The sequence below is a fragment of the Delftia sp. NA_296.1 genome (assembly GCF_052692095.1).
In genome coordinates, this window is the sequence record NZ_JBQZGF010000021.1 from 1 (window position 1) to 14,527 (window position 14,527).

Here is a 14,527-nt window from a genome sequence, read left to right on the forward strand (position 1 = left end):
GACGGCTGCTATCGCTACCGTTCTGTCCAAGAAGTTCGGCGGCGAAGCCAAGGCTTACGACCAGATCGACGCAGCACCTGAAGAAAAGGCTCGCGGCATCACGATCAACACCGCCCACGTCGAGTACGAAACGGCCGGTCGCCACTACGCTCACGTTGACTGCCCCGGCCACGCCGACTACGTCAAGAACATGATCACCGGCGCTGCTCAAATGGACGGCGCCATCCTGGTGTGCTCGGCCGCTGACGGCCCCATGCCCCAGACCCGCGAGCACATCCTGCTGGCCCGTCAGGTGGGCGTGCCCTACATCATCGTGTTCCTGAACAAGTGCGACATGGTGGACGACGAAGAGCTGCTGGAACTGGTCGAAATGGAAGTGCGCGAGCTGCTTGCCAAGTACGACTTCCCCGGCGACGACACCCCCATCATCCGCGGCTCGGCCAAGCTGGCCCTGGAAGGCGACCAGTCCGACAAGGGCGAACCTGCCATCCTGCGCCTGGCTGAAGCACTGGACTCCTACATCCCCACGCCCGAGCGCGCTGTGGACGGTGCCTTCGCAATGCCCGTGGAAGACGTGTTCTCGATCTCTGGCCGTGGCACCGTGGTGACTGGCCGTATCGAGCGCGGCATCATCAAGGTCGGCGAAGAAATCGAAATCGTCGGTATCCGCGACACCCAGAAGACCATCGTCACCGGCGTGGAAATGTTCCGCAAGCTGCTGGACCAAGGTCAAGCTGGCGACAACGTGGGTCTGCTGCTGCGCGGCACCAAGCGTGAAGACGTGGAACGCGGCCAAGTGCTGTGCAAGCCCGGCTCCATCAAGCCCCACACCCACTTCACGGCTGAGGTGTACGTGCTGTCCAAGGACGAAGGTGGTCGCCACACTCCGTTCTTCAACAACTACCGTCCCCAGTTCTATTTCCGTACGACCGACGTGACCGGCTCCATCGAGCTGCCCGCCGACAAGGAAATGGTGATGCCTGGCGACAACGTGTCGATCACCGTCAAGCTGATCGCCCCCATCGCCATGGAAGAAGGTCTGCGCTTCGCTATCCGCGAAGGTGGCCGTACCGTGGGCGCTGGCGTGGTTGCAAAGATCATTGCGTAATTCTTGGAAAACTAGGAATACACAATGTCCAAGCAAAAAATCCGAATCCGCCTGAAGGCGTTTGACTACAAGCTGATCGACCAGTCGGCTGCTGAAATCGTTGACACTGCCAAGCGCACCGGCGCGATCGTCAAGGGCCCCGTGCCCCTGCCGACACGCATGAAGCGTTTCGACATCCTGCGCTCGCCGCACGTCAACAAGACCAGCCGCGACCAGTTCGAAATCCGCACTCACCAGCGCCTGATGGACATCGTTGACCCGACTGACAAGACGGTTGACGCTCTGATGAAGCTGGACCTGCCCGCAGGCGTGGACGTCGAGATCAAGCTGCAATAAGAACTTCACGGCCCCTTGCGGTGCCGTTGAAGGGCTTTGATTTAACGCGAACTTGCTTGAAAAGGCAGTTCGCGTTAAAATTTGGGGCTTCGCCTTTCTTGAGCGAAGTTTTATCAACCTTCTTTCGTGCGCAAGGCCTTGGACATCTGGGGCGGGAGCGCAACGCTGGGCCAATTGCAGTTTCAGCGGCGAAAGTTTTGGAGCAAACAAATGAGTCTGAGCAACTCCCTCGGGTTGCTGGGTCGCAAGGTGGGCATGATGCGTCTGTTCACCGATGACGGGGACGCAGTGCCCGTCACGGTGGTGGATGTGTCCAACAACCGTGTGACTCAGGTCAAAACCCAAGAGAACGATGGCTACGTGGCCCTGCAGGTCACTTTCGGTTCGCGCAAGGCATCTCGCGTGACCAAGCCAGAAGCCGGCCACCTCGCCAAGGCAGGTGTCGAAGCCGGTGAAGTGATGGGTGAATTCCGCGTGACCGAAGAAACCGCTGGCAAGTACGCCGCAGGCTCCGTCCTGCCCGTCGCCGAGCTGTTCTCGGTGGGCCAGAAGGTGGACGTGCAAGGCACTTCCATCGGTAAGGGCTTCGCCGGCACCATCAAGCGTCACAACTTCCGCTCGCAGCGCGCCTCGCACGGCAACAGCCGTTCGCACAATGTTCCCGGCTCCATCTCGATGGCCCAGGATCCAGGTCGCGTGTTCCCGGGCAAGAAGATGACCGGTCACATGGGCGATGAAACCATCACCACCCAAAATCTCGACGTGGTTCGCATTGACGAAGCACGCCAACTGCTCTTGATCAAGGGCGCTGTTCCGGGCTCCAAGGGTGGCTTCGTGACGGTGCGCCCCGCCATCAAGGCCAAAGCTTCCAAGGGAGCGAACTAATGCAGCTCGAACTCCTGAATGAACAAGGCCAGGCCGCATCCAAGTTCGATGCGCCCGAGACTGTTTTCGGTCGTGAATTCAACGAAGACCTCGTCCACCAGATCGTGATCGCCTACCGTGCCAACGCACGTCAGGGCACTCGCGCTCAGAAGGACCGCGAGCAGGTTCGTCACACGACTGCCAAGCCGTTCAAGCAAAAGGGCACCGGCCGTGCTCGTGCTGGTATGTCTTCCTCGCCTCTGTGGCGTGGCGGCGGCCGCATCTTCCCGAATCTGCCTGAAGAAAACTTCACGCAGAAGATCAACAAGAAGATGTACCGCGCCGGTATGGTTGCCATCCTGTCGCAGCTGGCCCGCGAAGGCCGTCTGGCCGTGGTGGACTCGCTGAAGCTCGAAAGCCCCAAGACCAAGGTGCTGGCCGACAAGTTCAAGGCCATGAACCTGGAATCGGTCATGGTGATCGCTGAAGAAGTCGACGAGAACCTGTACCTGGCTTCCCGCAATCTGAAGAACGTGTTCGTGGTCGAGCCGCGCTACGCCGACCCCGTGTCGCTGGTGCACTACAAGAAAGTGCTCGTCACCAAGGGTGCGATCGACAAACTCAAGGAGATGTTCGAATGAGCACGCTCAAGTTTGACGAAGGTCGTCTGATGCAGGTGTTGGTTGCTCCCATCGTGTCCGAAAAGGCCACCATGGTTGCCGAGAAGTCCAACGCCGTGACGTTCAAGGTGCTGCAGAGCGCCACCAAGCATGAAATCAAGGCCGCCGTGGAACTGATGTTCAAGGTGGAAGTTGCTGGTGTCTCCGTGGTGAACATCAAGGGCAAGACCAAGCGCTTTGGCAAGACCACTGGCCGCCGCGACCACGTTCGCAAGGCCTACGTGATGCTCAAGCCCGGTCAAGAGCTGAACCTGTCCGGGGAGGCTGCGTAATCATGGCTGTTATCAAGCTCAAACCGACGACCCCCGGCCAACGCGGCACGGTCAAGGTCACGCGTGACCATCTGCACAAGGGTGCAGGTTTCGCCCCCCTGCTGGAGCCTCAGCACCAGAAGTCGGGCCGTAACAACAACGGTCACATCACCACCCGTCACAAGGGCGGTGGCCACAAGCACCACTATCGCGTGGTGGACTTCAAGCGCACCAAGGACGGCATCCCCGCCAAGGTCGAGCGCATTGAGTACGACCCCAACCGTACGGCCCACATCGCTCTGGTGTGCTATGCCGACGGCGAGCGTCGCTACATCATTGCTCCGCGCAACCTGGAAGTCGGCGCAACGATCGTCAGCGGTTCGGAAGCCCCGATCCGCGTGGGCAACACCCTGCCGATCCGCAACATCCCCGTGGGTTCGACCATCCACTGCATCGAACTGAAGATCGGCGCTGGCGCGCAGATCGCCCGTTCGGCAGGTACGTCGGCTACGCTGCTGGCCCGTGAAGGCATCTACGCCCAAGTGCGTATGCGTTCCGGCGAAGTGCGCAAGGTGCACATCGAATGCCGCGCGACCATCGGTGAAGTCGCCAACGAAGAACACAGCCTGCGCCGTCTGGGCAAGGCCGGTGTGAAGCGTTGGATGGGTATTCGCCCGACCGTTCGCGGCGTGGTGATGAACCCTGTCGATCACCCGCACGGTGGTGGTGAAGGCAAGACCGGTGAAGGTCGTCACGCTGTTGACCCATGGGGCAACCTGACGAAGGGCTACCGTACCCGTAACAACAAGCGCACGCAGTCGATGATTGTGTCGCGTCGCAAGAAGTAAAGGGTAGCAAATGACTCGTTCTCTTAAAAAGGGTCCGTTTGTTGACCATCACTTGCTGGCAAAGGCCGAAAAGGCCGTCGCCACCAAGGACAAGAAGCCCGTCAAGACCTGGTCGCGTCGCTCCATGGTTCTGCCCGAGTTCATCGGTCTGACCATCGCCGTGCACAACGGCAAGCAGCACGTGCCCGTGTATGTGACTGACCAGATGGTCGGCCACAAGCTCGGCGAATTCGCGCTGACCCGTACCTTCAAGGGTCACCCGGCGGACAAAAAAGCCAAGAAGTAAGGAATAGAACATGTCTGAAACACGTGCTGTTCTCCGTGGCGTCCGCCTGTCTGTGGACAAGGGTCGCCTGGTCGCGGACCTGATCCGCGGCAAGAAAGTGGACCAAGCCCTGAACATCCTGACGTTCACGCAGAAAAAAGCTGCCGTGATCATCAAGAAGGTGCTCGAGTCCGCCATCGCCAACGCCGAGCACAACGACGGCGCCGACATCGACGAACTGAAGGTCAAGACCATCTTCGTCGAACAAGGCACCACGCTCAAGCGCTTCACCGCGCGTGCAAAGGGCCGCGGCAATCGCATCAGCAAGCCCACGTGCCACGTGTACGTGACGGTTGGCAACTGAAAGGCCTGGGAAGAATATGGGACAGAAAATCCATCCTACCGGCTTCCGCCTGGCTGTTAGCCGCAACTGGGCCAGCCGTTGGTACGCAAGCAACCGTGACTTCGCCGGCATGCTGGCCGAAGACATCAAGGTGCGCGAGTTCCTGAAGGCCAAGCTGAAGAATGCCGCCGTGTCGCGCATCCTGATCGAGCGTCCTGCAAAGAACGCCCGCATCACGATCTTCTCGGCACGTCCTGGTGTCGTGATCGGCAAGAAGGGCGAGGACATCGAGAACCTGAAGAAGGAACTCGCAACCCGTCTGGGCGTGCCCGTGGCTGTGAACATCGAAGAAGTGCGCAAGCCTGAAATCGATGCCAAGCTGATCGCCGATTCGATCTGCCAGCAGCTCGAAAAGCGCATCATGTTCCGCCGCGCCATGAAGCGTGCAATGCAAAACGCCATGCGTCTGGGTGCCCAAGGCATCAAGATCATGTCTTCGGGCCGTCTGAACGGTATCGAAATTGCACGTTGCGAGTGGTATCGCGAAGGCCGTGTGCCACTTCACACACTGCGCGCCGACATCGACTATGGCTTCTCCGAAGCCAAGACGACCTACGGTGTGATCGGTGTGAAGGTCTGGGTCTACAAGGGTGACACGCTGGGTCGTAACGACCTGCCGGCAGCCGAGACCCCCCGCCCCGAAGAAGAACGTCGTCCTCGCGGCCCCCGCCGTGAAGGTCGCGGCGATGGTCGTCGTGACGGTGCTGGCCGTGGTGCCCGCCGCCCCGCAGGCGCTAACGCAGCACCTGCTGACGGCAGCGATAAGCCCGCCGGCGCTGGCGCTGATTCCGTTAAGCGCGTTCGCAAGACTGACGCGCCCGCTACAGCAGCGGACGGTAAAGGAGAATAAAGATGCTGCAACCTGCTCGCCGCAAATACCGCAAGGAGCAAAAGGGTCGCAACACCGGTATCGCAACGCGTGGTAACTCCGTTGCTTTCGGTGACTTCGGCCTGAAGTCCACTGACCGTGGTCGCCTGACGGCGCGTCAGATCGAAGCGGCTCGCCGCGCGATCTCGCGTCACGTCAAGCGTGGCGGTCGTATCTGGATCCGCGTGTTCCCGGACAAGCCAATCTCTACCAAGCCCGCAGAAGTGCGTATGGGTAACGGTAAGGGCAACCCCGAGTACTACGTGGCCGAAATCCAGCCCGGCAAGGTGCTCTACGAAATCGTGGGCGTCCCTGAAGAGCTGGCTCGTGAAGCGTTCCGCCTGGCCGCTGCAAAGCTGCCGCTGCGTACGACCTTCGTGTCCCGTCAAATTGGTGCCTAAGGAGAACAACATGACGAAAGCTGCTGAACTCCGCCAAAAAGACGTTGCCGGCCTGGAAGCCGAAGTGAAGTCCCTGCAAAAGGCTCACTTTGGCCTGCGTATGCAAAAGGCTACGCAACAGCTGGGTAACACGAACACGCTGCGCACCACGCGCCGTGACATCGCCCGCGCCAAGACCATCCTTGCTGAAAAGCAAGCTGCCAAGTAATCAGGAAGCCGACATGACGGAAGCTAAAAAATCCCTCAAGCGCACCTTGATTGGCAAGGTGGTCAGCGACAAGCGTGCCAAGACCGTGACGGTCATGGTTGAACGCCGCGTCAAGCACCCGATCTATGACAAGATCATGATCAAGTCCAGCAAGTACCACGCTCACGACGAGCAAGGTGAATACAAGCTGGGCGACGTGGTTGAAATCACGGAAAGCCGCCCGCTGTCCAAGACCAAGAACTGGGTTGCTACCCGCTTGGTGCAAAAGGCTGCTCTGGTGTAAGCCTACACAGGCCCACCGGCTGCAAGGCCACAGGAAACGACCCACAATGTGGGTCGTTTTTTCGTTTGGGGACCGCCATTTCGGCGGCCCCCGGTTTTGCACCACAAAGGAGATAGAGATGATCAAAGTCGGAGATGCCCTGCCCGCTGCCACCCTGATGGAATACGTGGAAGTCGAAGGCAATGGCTGCAGCATCGGCCCCAACCCCGTGAAGCTGCCCGAAGCCGCTGCCGGCAAGACCATCGCGGTCTTCGCCGTGCCCGGCGCATTCACTCCCACCTGCTCGGCCAAGCATGTGCCCGGCTTCGTGGAGCAGGCCGAAGCCTTCAAGGCTGCCGGCGTGGACGAGATCTGGTGCCTGTCGGTCAACGACGCCTTCGTGATGGGCGCGTGGGCCCGTGACCAGAAGACCGACGGCAAGGTGCGCATGCTGGCCGACGGCGATGCCGCCTTCGCCAAGGCCACCGGCCTGACGCTGGACCTGAACGGCAAGGGCCTGGGCCTGCGCAGCAACCGCTACTCCATGCTGGTCAAGGACGGCAAGGTCGCCACGCTGAACGTGGAAGGCCCTGGCAAGTTCGAAGTCAGCGACGCAGCCACCCTGCTGGGCCAGGCCAAGGCCTGATCCTGATCAGGCTGCAGGCCTGCCGGGCCTGGGCACCGCGCTTTTGCGAAAAAAGGCATTGCACCCAGTTGCAATGCCTTTTTGTATTTCAGGGGGCCGCTTCAGCCGGGCCCTAGAAGATATCGGCCTTGAGGTAATGCGCCCCTGCGATGGGGTTGTGATAGTAGGGCGGGATTTCCTGGAAGCCCAGGTCCGTGTAGAGGGCGCGTGCCGACTCCATGTCGTCCAGCGTGTCCAGCAGCACATGGTCATAGCCGGCCTGGCGCGCCACATCGAGCATGGCCTCGGCGAGCTGGCGGCCCAGGCCGAAACCGCGAAAGGCCTTGCGCACGAACAGGCGCTTCATCTCGGCGGCGTTGGCGTAATCGCAGTTGTCCAGCGGGCGCAAGGCGCAGCAGCCGGCCACGGCGCCATCGACCTTGGCCAGCAGGATGTGGCCGCGCGGCGATGCGTAGTCGCCAGGCAGATCGGCGATCTCGGCCTCGAAATCTTGAAATTGCAGATCGACATCCAGGCTTGCGGCGTACTCCTGGAAGATCTGGCGGACTTCGTCCATGTCTTCCAGGGGATTCGGCGCCAGCAAGGCGACAGCAGGCTTGTCCACGGGCACTTGGCTAAAACGACGGAAAACGCAGTGTAGCGGCAAGCTGGCAACATCTGGCCACGCCGTCAGAAAGCACCCCCCAGCTGCTGCACCCACCATGCGGCGGCCCCCGCCACCAACGCCAGGACCAAGGCCAACAGGCGGCTGGCTGCCGTGTCGCGTGAAGGGGGCAGGGGTTCGGGCAAATGCTTGTCTCCCGTCACCATGGCGTGCACCAGACCCCGTCCGCGCCAGGCATAGAACATGATCGCCAACAGGTGCAGGGCCACCAGCGCGTACAGCAGATACTGCCCCCAGTGCGCGTGGTAGGCGGTGGCCTGTGCCACGGTGTCGCCCGATACAAAGCGGCTCAGCGGCCCGGAGAACGCAATCTCGTCGTCGCTGAGCAACCCGCTGCCCACCTGGGCGATCAGCACGGCCAGCATGGCAAACACGGACAGGGCGCCCAGCGGGCTGTGGCCTGCGCTGTCGCTTTCCGTTCCTTTTCCCCGCACATGGCGCAGCACGGTGGCGGGCGCGTGGATGAAGCTGGCAAAGCGCGACCAGCGGCCGCCCACCAGGCCCCAAAGCAGGCGGAACAGCAGCAGGGCCAGCATGGCATGGCCCAGCAGCAGATGCCAGTTCATGGCATTGCCGCCCAGCTTGGCCGTCACGACCAGGCCGACCACCGTTGCGGCCAGCAGCCAGTGAAACAGCCGGGTGGGCAGGTCCCAGATGCGGACCTTGTGCTTGGCGGCGCCTTGTGCGGTCGATTCTTGTGCCATGGCATGAAAGCTGGGATGGGGATAGGGCATTGTGCCGCCCCGCATTCCTGCGAGGACCAGGAATGCACCCTGGCCGTGGTCAATCAAAGCGGTGCCGGCAAGACGCCGCTGCCATACTGGCCCGGCAGATTTCCCCACACTCCCAAAGGAAAACCACGATGAAGAAAGTTTCTGCATGGGCGCTGGCCGCCCTGGTGGCCGCCACGGCGCTGCCCGCGTCCGCACAGTTCGCCAAGTCCGAAGACGCCATCAAGTACCGCCAGGGCGCGCTCGCCGTGCTGGGCCAGCACTTCGGGCGCCTGGGCGCCATGGCGAACGGAAAGATCCCCTTCGATGCCAAGGCGGCCCAGGAAAACGCCGAGGTGGTGGCCTTCATGGCCAAGCTGCCTTGGGCCGCGTTCGGCGCGGGCACGGAAGGTGGAAAGGCCAAGCCTGAAATCTGGAAGGAGCAGGCCAAGTTCCAGGACCTGTCGGAGAAGATGCAGGCCGAGACGGTCAAGCTCGCGGCTGCGGCCAAGTCCGGCAACCTGGACCAGCTCAAGGCCTCCTTCGGCCCGGCTGCCGCCAGCTGCAAGGCGTGCCACGACAGCTTCCGCAGCCGTTGAGCGGCGGGCGGAGGATGCCCCAATGAAAAACCGGCCTGGTGCCGGTTTTTTTGTGCCCTGGTCTGCGCTGTATCAGGCCTCGGCCAGCAGCTTCTCGATCAGCCGATGCAACTCCGCGAAGTCAGGTGCGCCCACATAGCGCTTCACGATGTCGCCACGCTTGTTGACGATGTAGGTGGTGGGAGTCAGTTGCACATCGCCCCAGGCCCGGGCCACGGCGCCGGTGTTGTCCAGCGCGACCTTGAAAGGCAGCTTGCGCGAATCGGCGAAGTTCACCACATAGCTGGGCGGGTCGTAGCTCATGGCCACGGCCAGGGTCTCGAACCCCTGGCTCTGGAATTTCCGGTGGGTGGCAACGATCTCGGGCATCTCGGCCACGCAGGTGGTGCAGCTGGTGGCCCAGAAGTTCACCAAGGTCACCTTGCCCTTGAGGTCGGCCGTGGTCTGCTTGCTGCCGTCCAGCAGCACGAAGGTGGACTGCGGCGCCGCCGTCTGGCCGGCACCCGAATACACCCATGCGCCCATGCCGGCGGCTGCGGCGATCATCACGCCTGCGATCCAATGTTTGCTTGCCATAGCGACGATTGTGCCCAAAGTTGCGCCCGAAGGCCTGCACGCATGCCGTGCACCGCCTTTCGATGCGCGGCAAGGGCAAAAGTTCGGGGCTCGGACAGGTCGGGCCATGCCGATAATGCCGGCATGACATTGATGGAAAGCTTTTCGAAAGCAAAGGGCCGCGCTCTGGCCCTGCGGCTCGGCGCCGCGCTGCTGGTGTTGGCGCCCCTGGCCGCCTGCAGTCCCAGGCTGGATTGGCGGCAGGTCGCGGTCGAAGGCACGCCGCTGCGCGTGCTCTTGCCCTGCGATCCGCAATCCGCAACACGGCCGGTGGAGCTGGGCCAGGGCATGGGCACGGTGCAGATGTCCATGATGGGATGCGATGCCGATGCGTCGACCTACGCGGTGTCCCACTTCCTGGTCAGCGAGCCGTCCAGAGCCGCCGAGATGCTGTCGTACTGGCAGGCAGCCGTGCTCGGCCAGATGAACCCGGGTGCTCCGGGGCAGGCACCGGCGGGCGCCAAGCAACTGCGCTCCAAGGAAGATGGCCCTTTCCTGCCTGCGGGCGCACTGAATCTGCCGCAGTCGCTGCGCACCACGTTTGAAGGCGTGGGGCCCCAGGGCTGGAAGCTCACCGCCCATGGCGTGTGGTTTGCACGAATGGAGCCGGCAGGCGCACGCCTCTACCATGCCGTGATCTACAGCGACAAGCCGCGCACAGACGAGGCCAACAACTTCTTCGCCAGCCTGCAACTGCAATAGCAACGGCAACAGGTTTCGGAGCCACGGATGCGGGAGGCAGCTGTGGCATGGAACGCAGTGCAGGCGCGCCGGTTGCCCTGCATGCGCCTGCGCACGCCATAATCGACTCCGAACCCTGTGACTTCATGACCACGCGCATCCTTTTGTTCACCCACGCACCTTTGGCCCATGCACTGCGCGAATGCGCCTTGCATGTGTTCGCCGACAGTGCCGAGGACGTCCTTGCCCTGGATGTGCCCGCTCAGGAGCCGCCCGAGGCCACCCTGATGCGTGCCGAGCAGTTGCTGGAGGACCATGGCGGCCTGGTGGCGCTGCCCACGCTGGTGCTGACCGACCTCTTTGGCGCGACGCCCTGCAACGTGGCGCAGCGCCTTGTGGCGCAGCTGCCTGCGGGAAGACTGGTGGCCGGAGTGAACTTGCCCATGCTGCTGCGCTCCATAGGCTATCGCCACGAGGCGCTGGAAGCCGTGGCCGAGCGTGCCTTGGCGGGCGGCAGCCATGGGGTGATGCAGGTGGGCGTGAACACGCCTCAGAACCAGAGTCCGCGACCATCCAATGATCAAGACCCCTATAACCATCAGCAATAAACTGGGCCTGCATGCCCGCGCCTCCGCCAAGCTCACCAAGCTTGCAGGCAGCTTTCCCTGCGAAGTCTGGATGAGCAAGGGCGAGCGGCGCATCAACGCCAAGAGCATCATGGGCGTGATGATGCTGGCTGCCGGCATGGGCTCCGAGGTGCTGCTGGAAACCGAAGGACCGCAGGAGCAGGAAGCCATGGATGCGCTGACGGCCCTGATCAACGACAAATTTGGCGAAGGCCAGTGATGGGCCTCCGCTGCGCTGGCAGACGGTGAGCGCAAAAGAGCAACACGCGCCGGGCCCGGACGCTGCCGCATTGCGACGGCCCGGGGCCTGCGCAGCAGCAGGCAAAGGACAGGCGCAATGACGTTTGCAATCCACGGACTGGCCGTTTCACGGGGCATTGCGATAGGACGCGCGGTGGTGGTGGCCTCCAGCCGCATGGAGGTGGTGCACTACTTCATCCGGCCCGACCAGGTGGACGCGGAAATCGACCGCGCCCGCAGTGCACGCAACGCCGTCATCGACGAGCTGCGCCGTCTGCAGGATGAAATGCCCCAGGATGCGCCGGGCGAGCTCGATGCCCTGCTCGACGTCCACCTGCTGCTGTTGCAGGACGAGGCCCTGGCCGCCGCCATCAAGCACTGGATTTCCGATCGTCTCTACAACGCCGAATGGGCGCTGACCACGCAGCTCGAGGTCGTCTCGCGCCAGTTCGACGAGATGGAGGACGAGTATCTGCGCGAGCGCAAGGCCGACCTGGAGCAGGTGGTCGAGCGCATCCTGCGCTACATGAAGGGCATGGCCAGCCCCGTGCCCGCGCCTGCCGCACTGCCGCGAGCCGATGCAACGGGGGAGGGCGCGCCGCAGCAGCCGCTGCTGCTCGACGAAGTCACCGATGTGCCCCTGGTCCTGGTGGCGCAGGACCTGTCGCCGGTGGACATGCTGCAGTTCAAGAGCCGGCTGTTTGCCGGCTTCATCACGGCCGTGGGCGGGCGGACCTCGCACACGGCCATCGTGGCGCGCAGCATGGACATCCCGGCCGTGGTCGGCGCGCGCGCGGCCAGCCAGCTGATCCGCCAGGACGACTGGATCATCATCGATGGCAACGCAGGCGTCGTCATCGTCGATCCTTCTCCCATCATCCTGGCCGAATATGGCTTTCGCCAGCGCCAGAACGAGCTGGAGCGCGAGCGCCTCTCACGCCTGCGCCACACGCCCGCGCTGACGCTGGACGGAGAGCGCATCGAGTTGCTGGCCAATATCGAGCAACCCGGCGACGGGCCTGCGGCCGTGCATGCAGGCGCCGTGGGCGTGGGGCTGTTCCGCACGGAATTCCTGTTCATGGGGCGCGGCGGCAACCTGCCCGGTGAGGAAGAGCAGTACCGCGCCTACCGCGAAGCGGTGGACGGCATGCAGGGCATGCCCGTGACCATTCGCACGCTGGACGTGGGCGCCGACAAGCCGCTGGACAAGGCGCAGCCCAAGGATTACTACCTGAACCCCGCGCTGGGTCTGCGCGCCATCCGCTGGAGCCTGGCTGACCCGGCCATGTTCCGCACCCAGTTGCGCGCCATCCTGCGTGCGGCGGCGCATGGGCAGATCCATCTGCTGTTTCCCATGCTGGCCCACCAAAGCGAGATCGAGCAGACCCTGGCCCAGGTGCGGCTGGCGCAAAGCGAACTCGACGCGCGAGGCGTGGCCCATGGCCCGGTCAAGCTGGGCGCCATGATCGAAGTGCCTGCGGCCGCGCTGATCGTGCGCACCTTTTTGCGTTACTTCGACTTCCTGTCGATCGGCACCAACGACCTCATCCAGTACACGCTGGCCATCGACCGCGCCGACGAGACCGTGGCCCATCTCTATGACCCCTTGCATCCCGCCGTGCTCAAGCTGGTGGCGGACGTGATCGCCGAAGGAAGGGCGCAGGGCAAGAGCGTCTGTGTCTGCGGGGAGACCGCCGGGGATGTGGGCATGACGCGCCTGTTGCTCGGCCTGGGTCTGCGCAGCTTTTCCATGCATCCGGCGCAGATACTGGTCGTCAAGCAGGAAATCTTGCGTGCCGACACACGCAAGCTGACTGCCTGGGCGCAGGAAGTCCTCCGCTCGGACAGTCCCGCAGCGCTGCTGGGACCATGAATTCATGCAGGCGGGGATGCGCAGAAAAAGATTTGCAACTTTAGTTGCGATTGATTCTCATTCGATGCTATGATCAGCCCCAATGCAGCAAGAAACTCTCTGGTGGGGAATTCGAGCTGCAAGCCTTTTTCAGTTTCATCGTGGGGCGACTCGCCAGGCCTGTTCAGCCTGCAGCAAGTCGGTTTGCCAGCCAGCGGTCTGCCGGTTAGCCAGGCTTTTTTTCTACGATGTCAGAAGAGGCAACATCGCCTCCAATTCAAGCAGAGCATGCGTCAGCGGCTCTGCTTTTTTGTTGCCTGCGCGTCTTGAGGTGTGTTCATGCAGCCATGAAAAAACCCTCGGCAGCAGGGCTGGCGAGGGCTGGGTATTGAGGGCCGCCTGGGTGTGGCGAACTCAAACGCCTGCGGCGTGTGCCTGCTGATCCGCGTGGTAGCTGGAGCGCACCATGGCGCCCACGGCGGCGTGCGTGAAGCCCATCTTGTAGGCTTCTTCCTCAAACATCTTGAAGGTGTCGGGGTGCACGTATCGGCGCACCGGCAGGTGGCTGTTGCTGGGCGCCAGGTACTGGCCGATGGTCAGCATGTCGATGTCATGTGCGCGCATGTCGCGCATCACCTGCAGGATTTCCTCGTCGGTCTCGCCCAGGCCCACCATGATGCCGCTCTTGGTCGGAACCTTGGGGTGCAATGCCTTGAACTTCTTGAGCAGGTTCAGCGAGAACTGGTAGTCCGAGCCGGGACGCGCTTCCTTGTACAGGCGCGGTGCGGTCTCCAGGTTGTGGTTCATCACATCGGGAGGTGCGGCCTTGAGGATTTCCAGCGCACGGTCGTCGCGGCCACGGAAGTCGGGCACCAGGATCTCGATCTGGGTCAGCGGCGAGAGCTCGCGGATGTTCTTGATGCACTCCACGAAATGGCCCGAGCCGCCATCGCGCAGGTCGTCGCGGTCCACGCTGGTGATCACCACGTACTTCAGGCGCAACTCGGCAATCGTCTTGGCAAGATTGAGCGGCTCGTTGGTGTCCAGCGGGTCGGGGCGGCCGTGGCCCACGTCGCAGAACGGGCAGCGGCGCGTGCACTTGTCGCCCATGATCATGAAGGTGGCCGTGCCCTTGCCGAAACATTCGCCGATGTTGGGGCAGGAGGCTTCCTCGCAGACCGTGTGCAGCTTGTTGGCGCGCAGGATGTCCTTGATCTCGTAGAAGCGCGTGGTGGGGCTGCCCGCCTTGACGCGGATCCACTCGGGCTTCTTGAGGGCCTCGCCATGCTCGACCTTGATCGGGATGCGCGAAAGCTTCGCTGCCGCCTTCTGCTTGGCCAGCGGGTTGTACTCGGCTTGGGACTGCGCTTCGCGCACGACGGTGTTGGTGGTCATGGTTC

At 62.7% G+C, this 14,527-nt stretch carries 22 protein-coding genes; 18 read left to right on the plus strand and 4 right to left on the minus strand.

Annotation, left to right across the window (positions count from 1 at the left end; genetic code table 11):
- The 13 genes from tuf to ACUTR7_RS29245 form a co-directional block, all read left to right on the plus strand.
- The coding region (tuf, locus tag ACUTR7_RS29185; protein WP_445610409.1) for an elongation factor Tu at positions 1 to 1,108 on the plus strand (1,108 nt) is incomplete at its 5' end.
- 24 nt (positions 1,109 to 1,132) lie between these two features.
- Positions 1,133 to 1,444: a 30S ribosomal protein S10 gene (gene rpsJ, locus ACUTR7_RS29190; RefSeq protein ID WP_003059431.1), complete on the plus strand. Its 312-nt coding sequence runs from the start codon at positions 1,133 to 1,135 to the stop codon at positions 1,442 to 1,444.
- Between the two features lie 210 nt (positions 1,445 to 1,654).
- Entirely contained in the window at positions 1,655 to 2,329 is a 675-nt protein-coding gene (rplC, locus tag ACUTR7_RS29195; protein ID WP_012202329.1) for a 50S ribosomal protein L3, read from the plus strand.
- Positions 2,329 to 2,949 carry a 50S ribosomal protein L4 gene (gene rplD / locus ACUTR7_RS29200; RefSeq protein WP_012202330.1) on the plus strand — a complete coding sequence of 207 codons (621 nt, stop codon included), beginning with the start codon at positions 2,329 to 2,331 and terminating at the stop codon, positions 2,947 to 2,949. Before rplC ends, rplD begins: the two co-directional genes overlap by 1 nt.
- The gene (gene rplW / locus ACUTR7_RS29205; RefSeq protein WP_012202331.1) at positions 2,946 to 3,260 is read left to right on the plus strand and encodes a 50S ribosomal protein L23; all 315 of its coding nucleotides are present in this window, start codon (positions 2,946 to 2,948) and stop codon (positions 3,258 to 3,260) included. The genes rplD and rplW overlap by 4 nt, the downstream gene beginning before the upstream one ends.
- A 2-nt stretch (positions 3,261 to 3,262) precedes the next feature.
- The gene (rplB, locus tag ACUTR7_RS29210; RefSeq protein ID WP_012202332.1) at positions 3,263 to 4,087 is read left to right on the plus strand and encodes a 50S ribosomal protein L2; all 825 of its coding nucleotides are present in this window, start codon (positions 3,263 to 3,265) and stop codon (positions 4,085 to 4,087) included.
- Positions 4,088 to 4,097: 10 nt separating this feature from the next.
- Entirely contained in the window at positions 4,098 to 4,373 is a 276-nt protein-coding gene (gene rpsS, locus ACUTR7_RS29215) for a 30S ribosomal protein S19 (RefSeq protein WP_012202333.1), read from the plus strand.
- 10 nt (positions 4,374 to 4,383) lie between these two features.
- Positions 4,384 to 4,716, plus strand: coding sequence for a 50S ribosomal protein L22 (rplV, locus tag ACUTR7_RS29220; protein WP_012202334.1), 333 nt, complete (start codon positions 4,384 to 4,386; stop codon positions 4,714 to 4,716).
- 16 nt (positions 4,717 to 4,732) lie between these two features.
- The gene (gene rpsC, locus ACUTR7_RS29225; protein WP_445610410.1) at positions 4,733 to 5,605 is read left to right on the plus strand and encodes a 30S ribosomal protein S3; all 873 of its coding nucleotides are present in this window, start codon (positions 4,733 to 4,735) and stop codon (positions 5,603 to 5,605) included.
- Positions 5,606 to 5,607: 2 nt separating this feature from the next.
- On the plus strand, positions 5,608 to 6,024 hold the full coding sequence (rplP, locus tag ACUTR7_RS29230; protein WP_012202336.1) for a 50S ribosomal protein L16: 417 nt from the start codon (positions 5,608 to 5,610) through the stop codon (positions 6,022 to 6,024).
- Between the two features lie 10 nt (positions 6,025 to 6,034).
- Positions 6,035 to 6,232, plus strand: a complete 198-nt coding sequence (gene rpmC / locus ACUTR7_RS29235; protein ID WP_012202337.1) for a 50S ribosomal protein L29 — start codon at positions 6,035 to 6,037, stop codon at positions 6,230 to 6,232.
- A gap of 13 nt (positions 6,233 to 6,245) precedes the next feature.
- Positions 6,246 to 6,515 carry a 30S ribosomal protein S17 gene (rpsQ, locus tag ACUTR7_RS29240; protein ID WP_012202338.1) on the plus strand — a complete coding sequence of 90 codons (270 nt, stop codon included), beginning with the start codon at positions 6,246 to 6,248 and terminating at the stop codon, positions 6,513 to 6,515.
- 118 nt (positions 6,516 to 6,633) lie between these two features.
- Positions 6,634 to 7,140, plus strand: a complete 507-nt coding sequence (locus ACUTR7_RS29245) for a peroxiredoxin (RefSeq protein ID WP_013800250.1) — start codon at positions 6,634 to 6,636, stop codon at positions 7,138 to 7,140.
- Positions 7,141 to 7,252: 112 nt separating this feature from the next.
- On the opposite strand, the gene ACUTR7_RS29250 is transcribed toward ACUTR7_RS29245, so the two are convergent.
- Both ACUTR7_RS29250 and ACUTR7_RS29255 read right to left on the minus strand, forming a co-directional pair.
- Positions 7,253 to 7,744, minus strand: a complete 492-nt coding sequence (locus ACUTR7_RS29250) for a GNAT family N-acetyltransferase (protein WP_043780357.1) — start codon at positions 7,742 to 7,744, stop codon at positions 7,253 to 7,255.
- A gap of 65 nt (positions 7,745 to 7,809) precedes the next feature.
- Positions 7,810 to 8,508: a cytochrome b/b6 domain-containing protein gene (locus ACUTR7_RS29255; protein ID WP_445610411.1), complete on the minus strand. Its 699-nt coding sequence runs from the start codon at positions 8,506 to 8,508 to the stop codon at positions 7,810 to 7,812.
- A 158-nt stretch (positions 8,509 to 8,666) separates the two neighbouring features.
- Between ACUTR7_RS29255 and ACUTR7_RS29260 the strand changes: the two genes are divergently transcribed.
- Positions 8,667 to 9,113, plus strand: coding sequence for a c-type cytochrome (locus ACUTR7_RS29260; protein ID WP_349615108.1), 447 nt, complete (start codon positions 8,667 to 8,669; stop codon positions 9,111 to 9,113).
- A 72-nt stretch (positions 9,114 to 9,185) separates the two neighbouring features.
- Here the strand turns inward: ACUTR7_RS29260 and ACUTR7_RS29265 are convergent, their stop codons facing one another.
- A complete protein-coding gene (locus ACUTR7_RS29265; RefSeq protein ID WP_445610412.1) occupies positions 9,186 to 9,689 on the minus strand; it encodes a TlpA disulfide reductase family protein in 504 nt (167 codons plus the stop codon).
- Positions 9,690 to 9,812: 123 nt separating this feature from the next.
- On the opposite strand from ACUTR7_RS29265, the gene ACUTR7_RS29270 reads away from it, so the two are divergent.
- The 4 genes from ACUTR7_RS29270 (at position 9,813) to ptsP (ending at position 13,148) form a co-directional block, all read left to right on the plus strand.
- Positions 9,813 to 10,430 carry a hypothetical protein gene (locus tag ACUTR7_RS29270; RefSeq protein ID WP_012202344.1) on the plus strand — a complete coding sequence of 206 codons (618 nt, stop codon included), beginning with the start codon at positions 9,813 to 9,815 and terminating at the stop codon, positions 10,428 to 10,430.
- Positions 10,431 to 10,555: 125 nt separating this feature from the next.
- Positions 10,556 to 11,017 carry a PTS sugar transporter subunit IIA gene (locus tag ACUTR7_RS29275; protein ID WP_170962107.1) on the plus strand — a complete coding sequence of 154 codons (462 nt, stop codon included), beginning with the start codon at positions 10,556 to 10,558 and terminating at the stop codon, positions 11,015 to 11,017.
- Positions 10,986 to 11,255 (plus strand): HPr family phosphocarrier protein, encoded by a 270-nt coding sequence (locus tag ACUTR7_RS29280; protein ID WP_012202346.1) that lies wholly within the window; start codon positions 10,986 to 10,988, stop codon positions 11,253 to 11,255. The genes ACUTR7_RS29275 and ACUTR7_RS29280 overlap by 32 nt, the downstream gene beginning before the upstream one ends.
- 117 nt (positions 11,256 to 11,372) lie before the next feature.
- Positions 11,373 to 13,148 (plus strand): phosphoenolpyruvate--protein phosphotransferase, encoded by a 1,776-nt coding sequence (gene ptsP / locus ACUTR7_RS29285; RefSeq protein WP_012202347.1) that lies wholly within the window; start codon positions 11,373 to 11,375, stop codon positions 13,146 to 13,148.
- A 393-nt stretch (positions 13,149 to 13,541) separates the two neighbouring features.
- On the opposite strand, the gene lipA is transcribed toward ptsP, so the two are convergent.
- On the minus strand, positions 13,542 to 14,522 hold the full coding sequence (gene lipA, locus ACUTR7_RS29290) for a lipoyl synthase (protein WP_013800257.1): 981 nt from the start codon (positions 14,520 to 14,522) through the stop codon (positions 13,542 to 13,544).
- Between the last annotated feature and the right edge of the window lie 5 nt (positions 14,523 to 14,527).

Coding starts and splice junctions, on each gene's coding strand:
- rplD (WP_012202330.1), top strand. CDS start 2,329: ATGCAGCTCGAACTCCTGAATGAACAAGGCCAGGCCGCATCCAAGTTC.
- rpsC (WP_445610410.1), top strand. CDS start 4,733: ATGGGACAGAAAATCCATCCTACCGGCTTCCGCCTGGCTGTTAGCCGC.
- ACUTR7_RS29260 (WP_349615108.1), top strand. CDS start 8,667: ATGAAGAAAGTTTCTGCATGGGCGCTGGCCGCCCTGGTGGCCGCCACG.
- ACUTR7_RS29275 (WP_170962107.1), top strand. CDS start 10,556: ATGACCACGCGCATCCTTTTGTTCACCCACGCACCTTTGGCCCATGCA.
- ptsP (WP_012202347.1), top strand. CDS start 11,373: ATGACGTTTGCAATCCACGGACTGGCCGTTTCACGGGGCATTGCGATA.
- rplC (WP_012202329.1), top strand. CDS start 1,655: ATGAGTCTGAGCAACTCCCTCGGGTTGCTGGGTCGCAAGGTGGGCATG.
- ACUTR7_RS29245 (WP_013800250.1), top strand. CDS start 6,634: ATGATCAAAGTCGGAGATGCCCTGCCCGCTGCCACCCTGATGGAATAC.
- ACUTR7_RS29255 (WP_445610411.1), bottom strand. CDS start 8,508: ATGGCACAAGAATCGACCGCACAAGGCGCCGCCAAGCACAAGGTCCGC.
- rpsS (WP_012202333.1), top strand. CDS start 4,098: ATGACTCGTTCTCTTAAAAAGGGTCCGTTTGTTGACCATCACTTGCTG.
- rpsQ (WP_012202338.1), top strand. CDS start 6,246: ATGACGGAAGCTAAAAAATCCCTCAAGCGCACCTTGATTGGCAAGGTG.
- rplV (WP_012202334.1), top strand. CDS start 4,384: ATGTCTGAAACACGTGCTGTTCTCCGTGGCGTCCGCCTGTCTGTGGAC.
- ACUTR7_RS29265 (WP_445610412.1), bottom strand. CDS start 9,689: ATGGCAAGCAAACATTGGATCGCAGGCGTGATGATCGCCGCAGCCGCC.
- rpmC (WP_012202337.1), top strand. CDS start 6,035: ATGACGAAAGCTGCTGAACTCCGCCAAAAAGACGTTGCCGGCCTGGAA.
- rplB (WP_012202332.1), top strand. CDS start 3,263: ATGGCTGTTATCAAGCTCAAACCGACGACCCCCGGCCAACGCGGCACG.
- lipA (WP_013800257.1), bottom strand. CDS start 14,522: ATGACCACCAACACCGTCGTGCGCGAAGCGCAGTCCCAAGCCGAGTAC.
- ACUTR7_RS29270 (WP_012202344.1), top strand. CDS start 9,813: ATGACATTGATGGAAAGCTTTTCGAAAGCAAAGGGCCGCGCTCTGGCC.
- rpsJ (WP_003059431.1), top strand. CDS start 1,133: ATGTCCAAGCAAAAAATCCGAATCCGCCTGAAGGCGTTTGACTACAAG.
- rplP (WP_012202336.1), top strand. CDS start 5,608: ATGCTGCAACCTGCTCGCCGCAAATACCGCAAGGAGCAAAAGGGTCGC.
- ACUTR7_RS29280 (WP_012202346.1), top strand. CDS start 10,986: ATGATCAAGACCCCTATAACCATCAGCAATAAACTGGGCCTGCATGCC.
- rplW (WP_012202331.1), top strand. CDS start 2,946: ATGAGCACGCTCAAGTTTGACGAAGGTCGTCTGATGCAGGTGTTGGTT.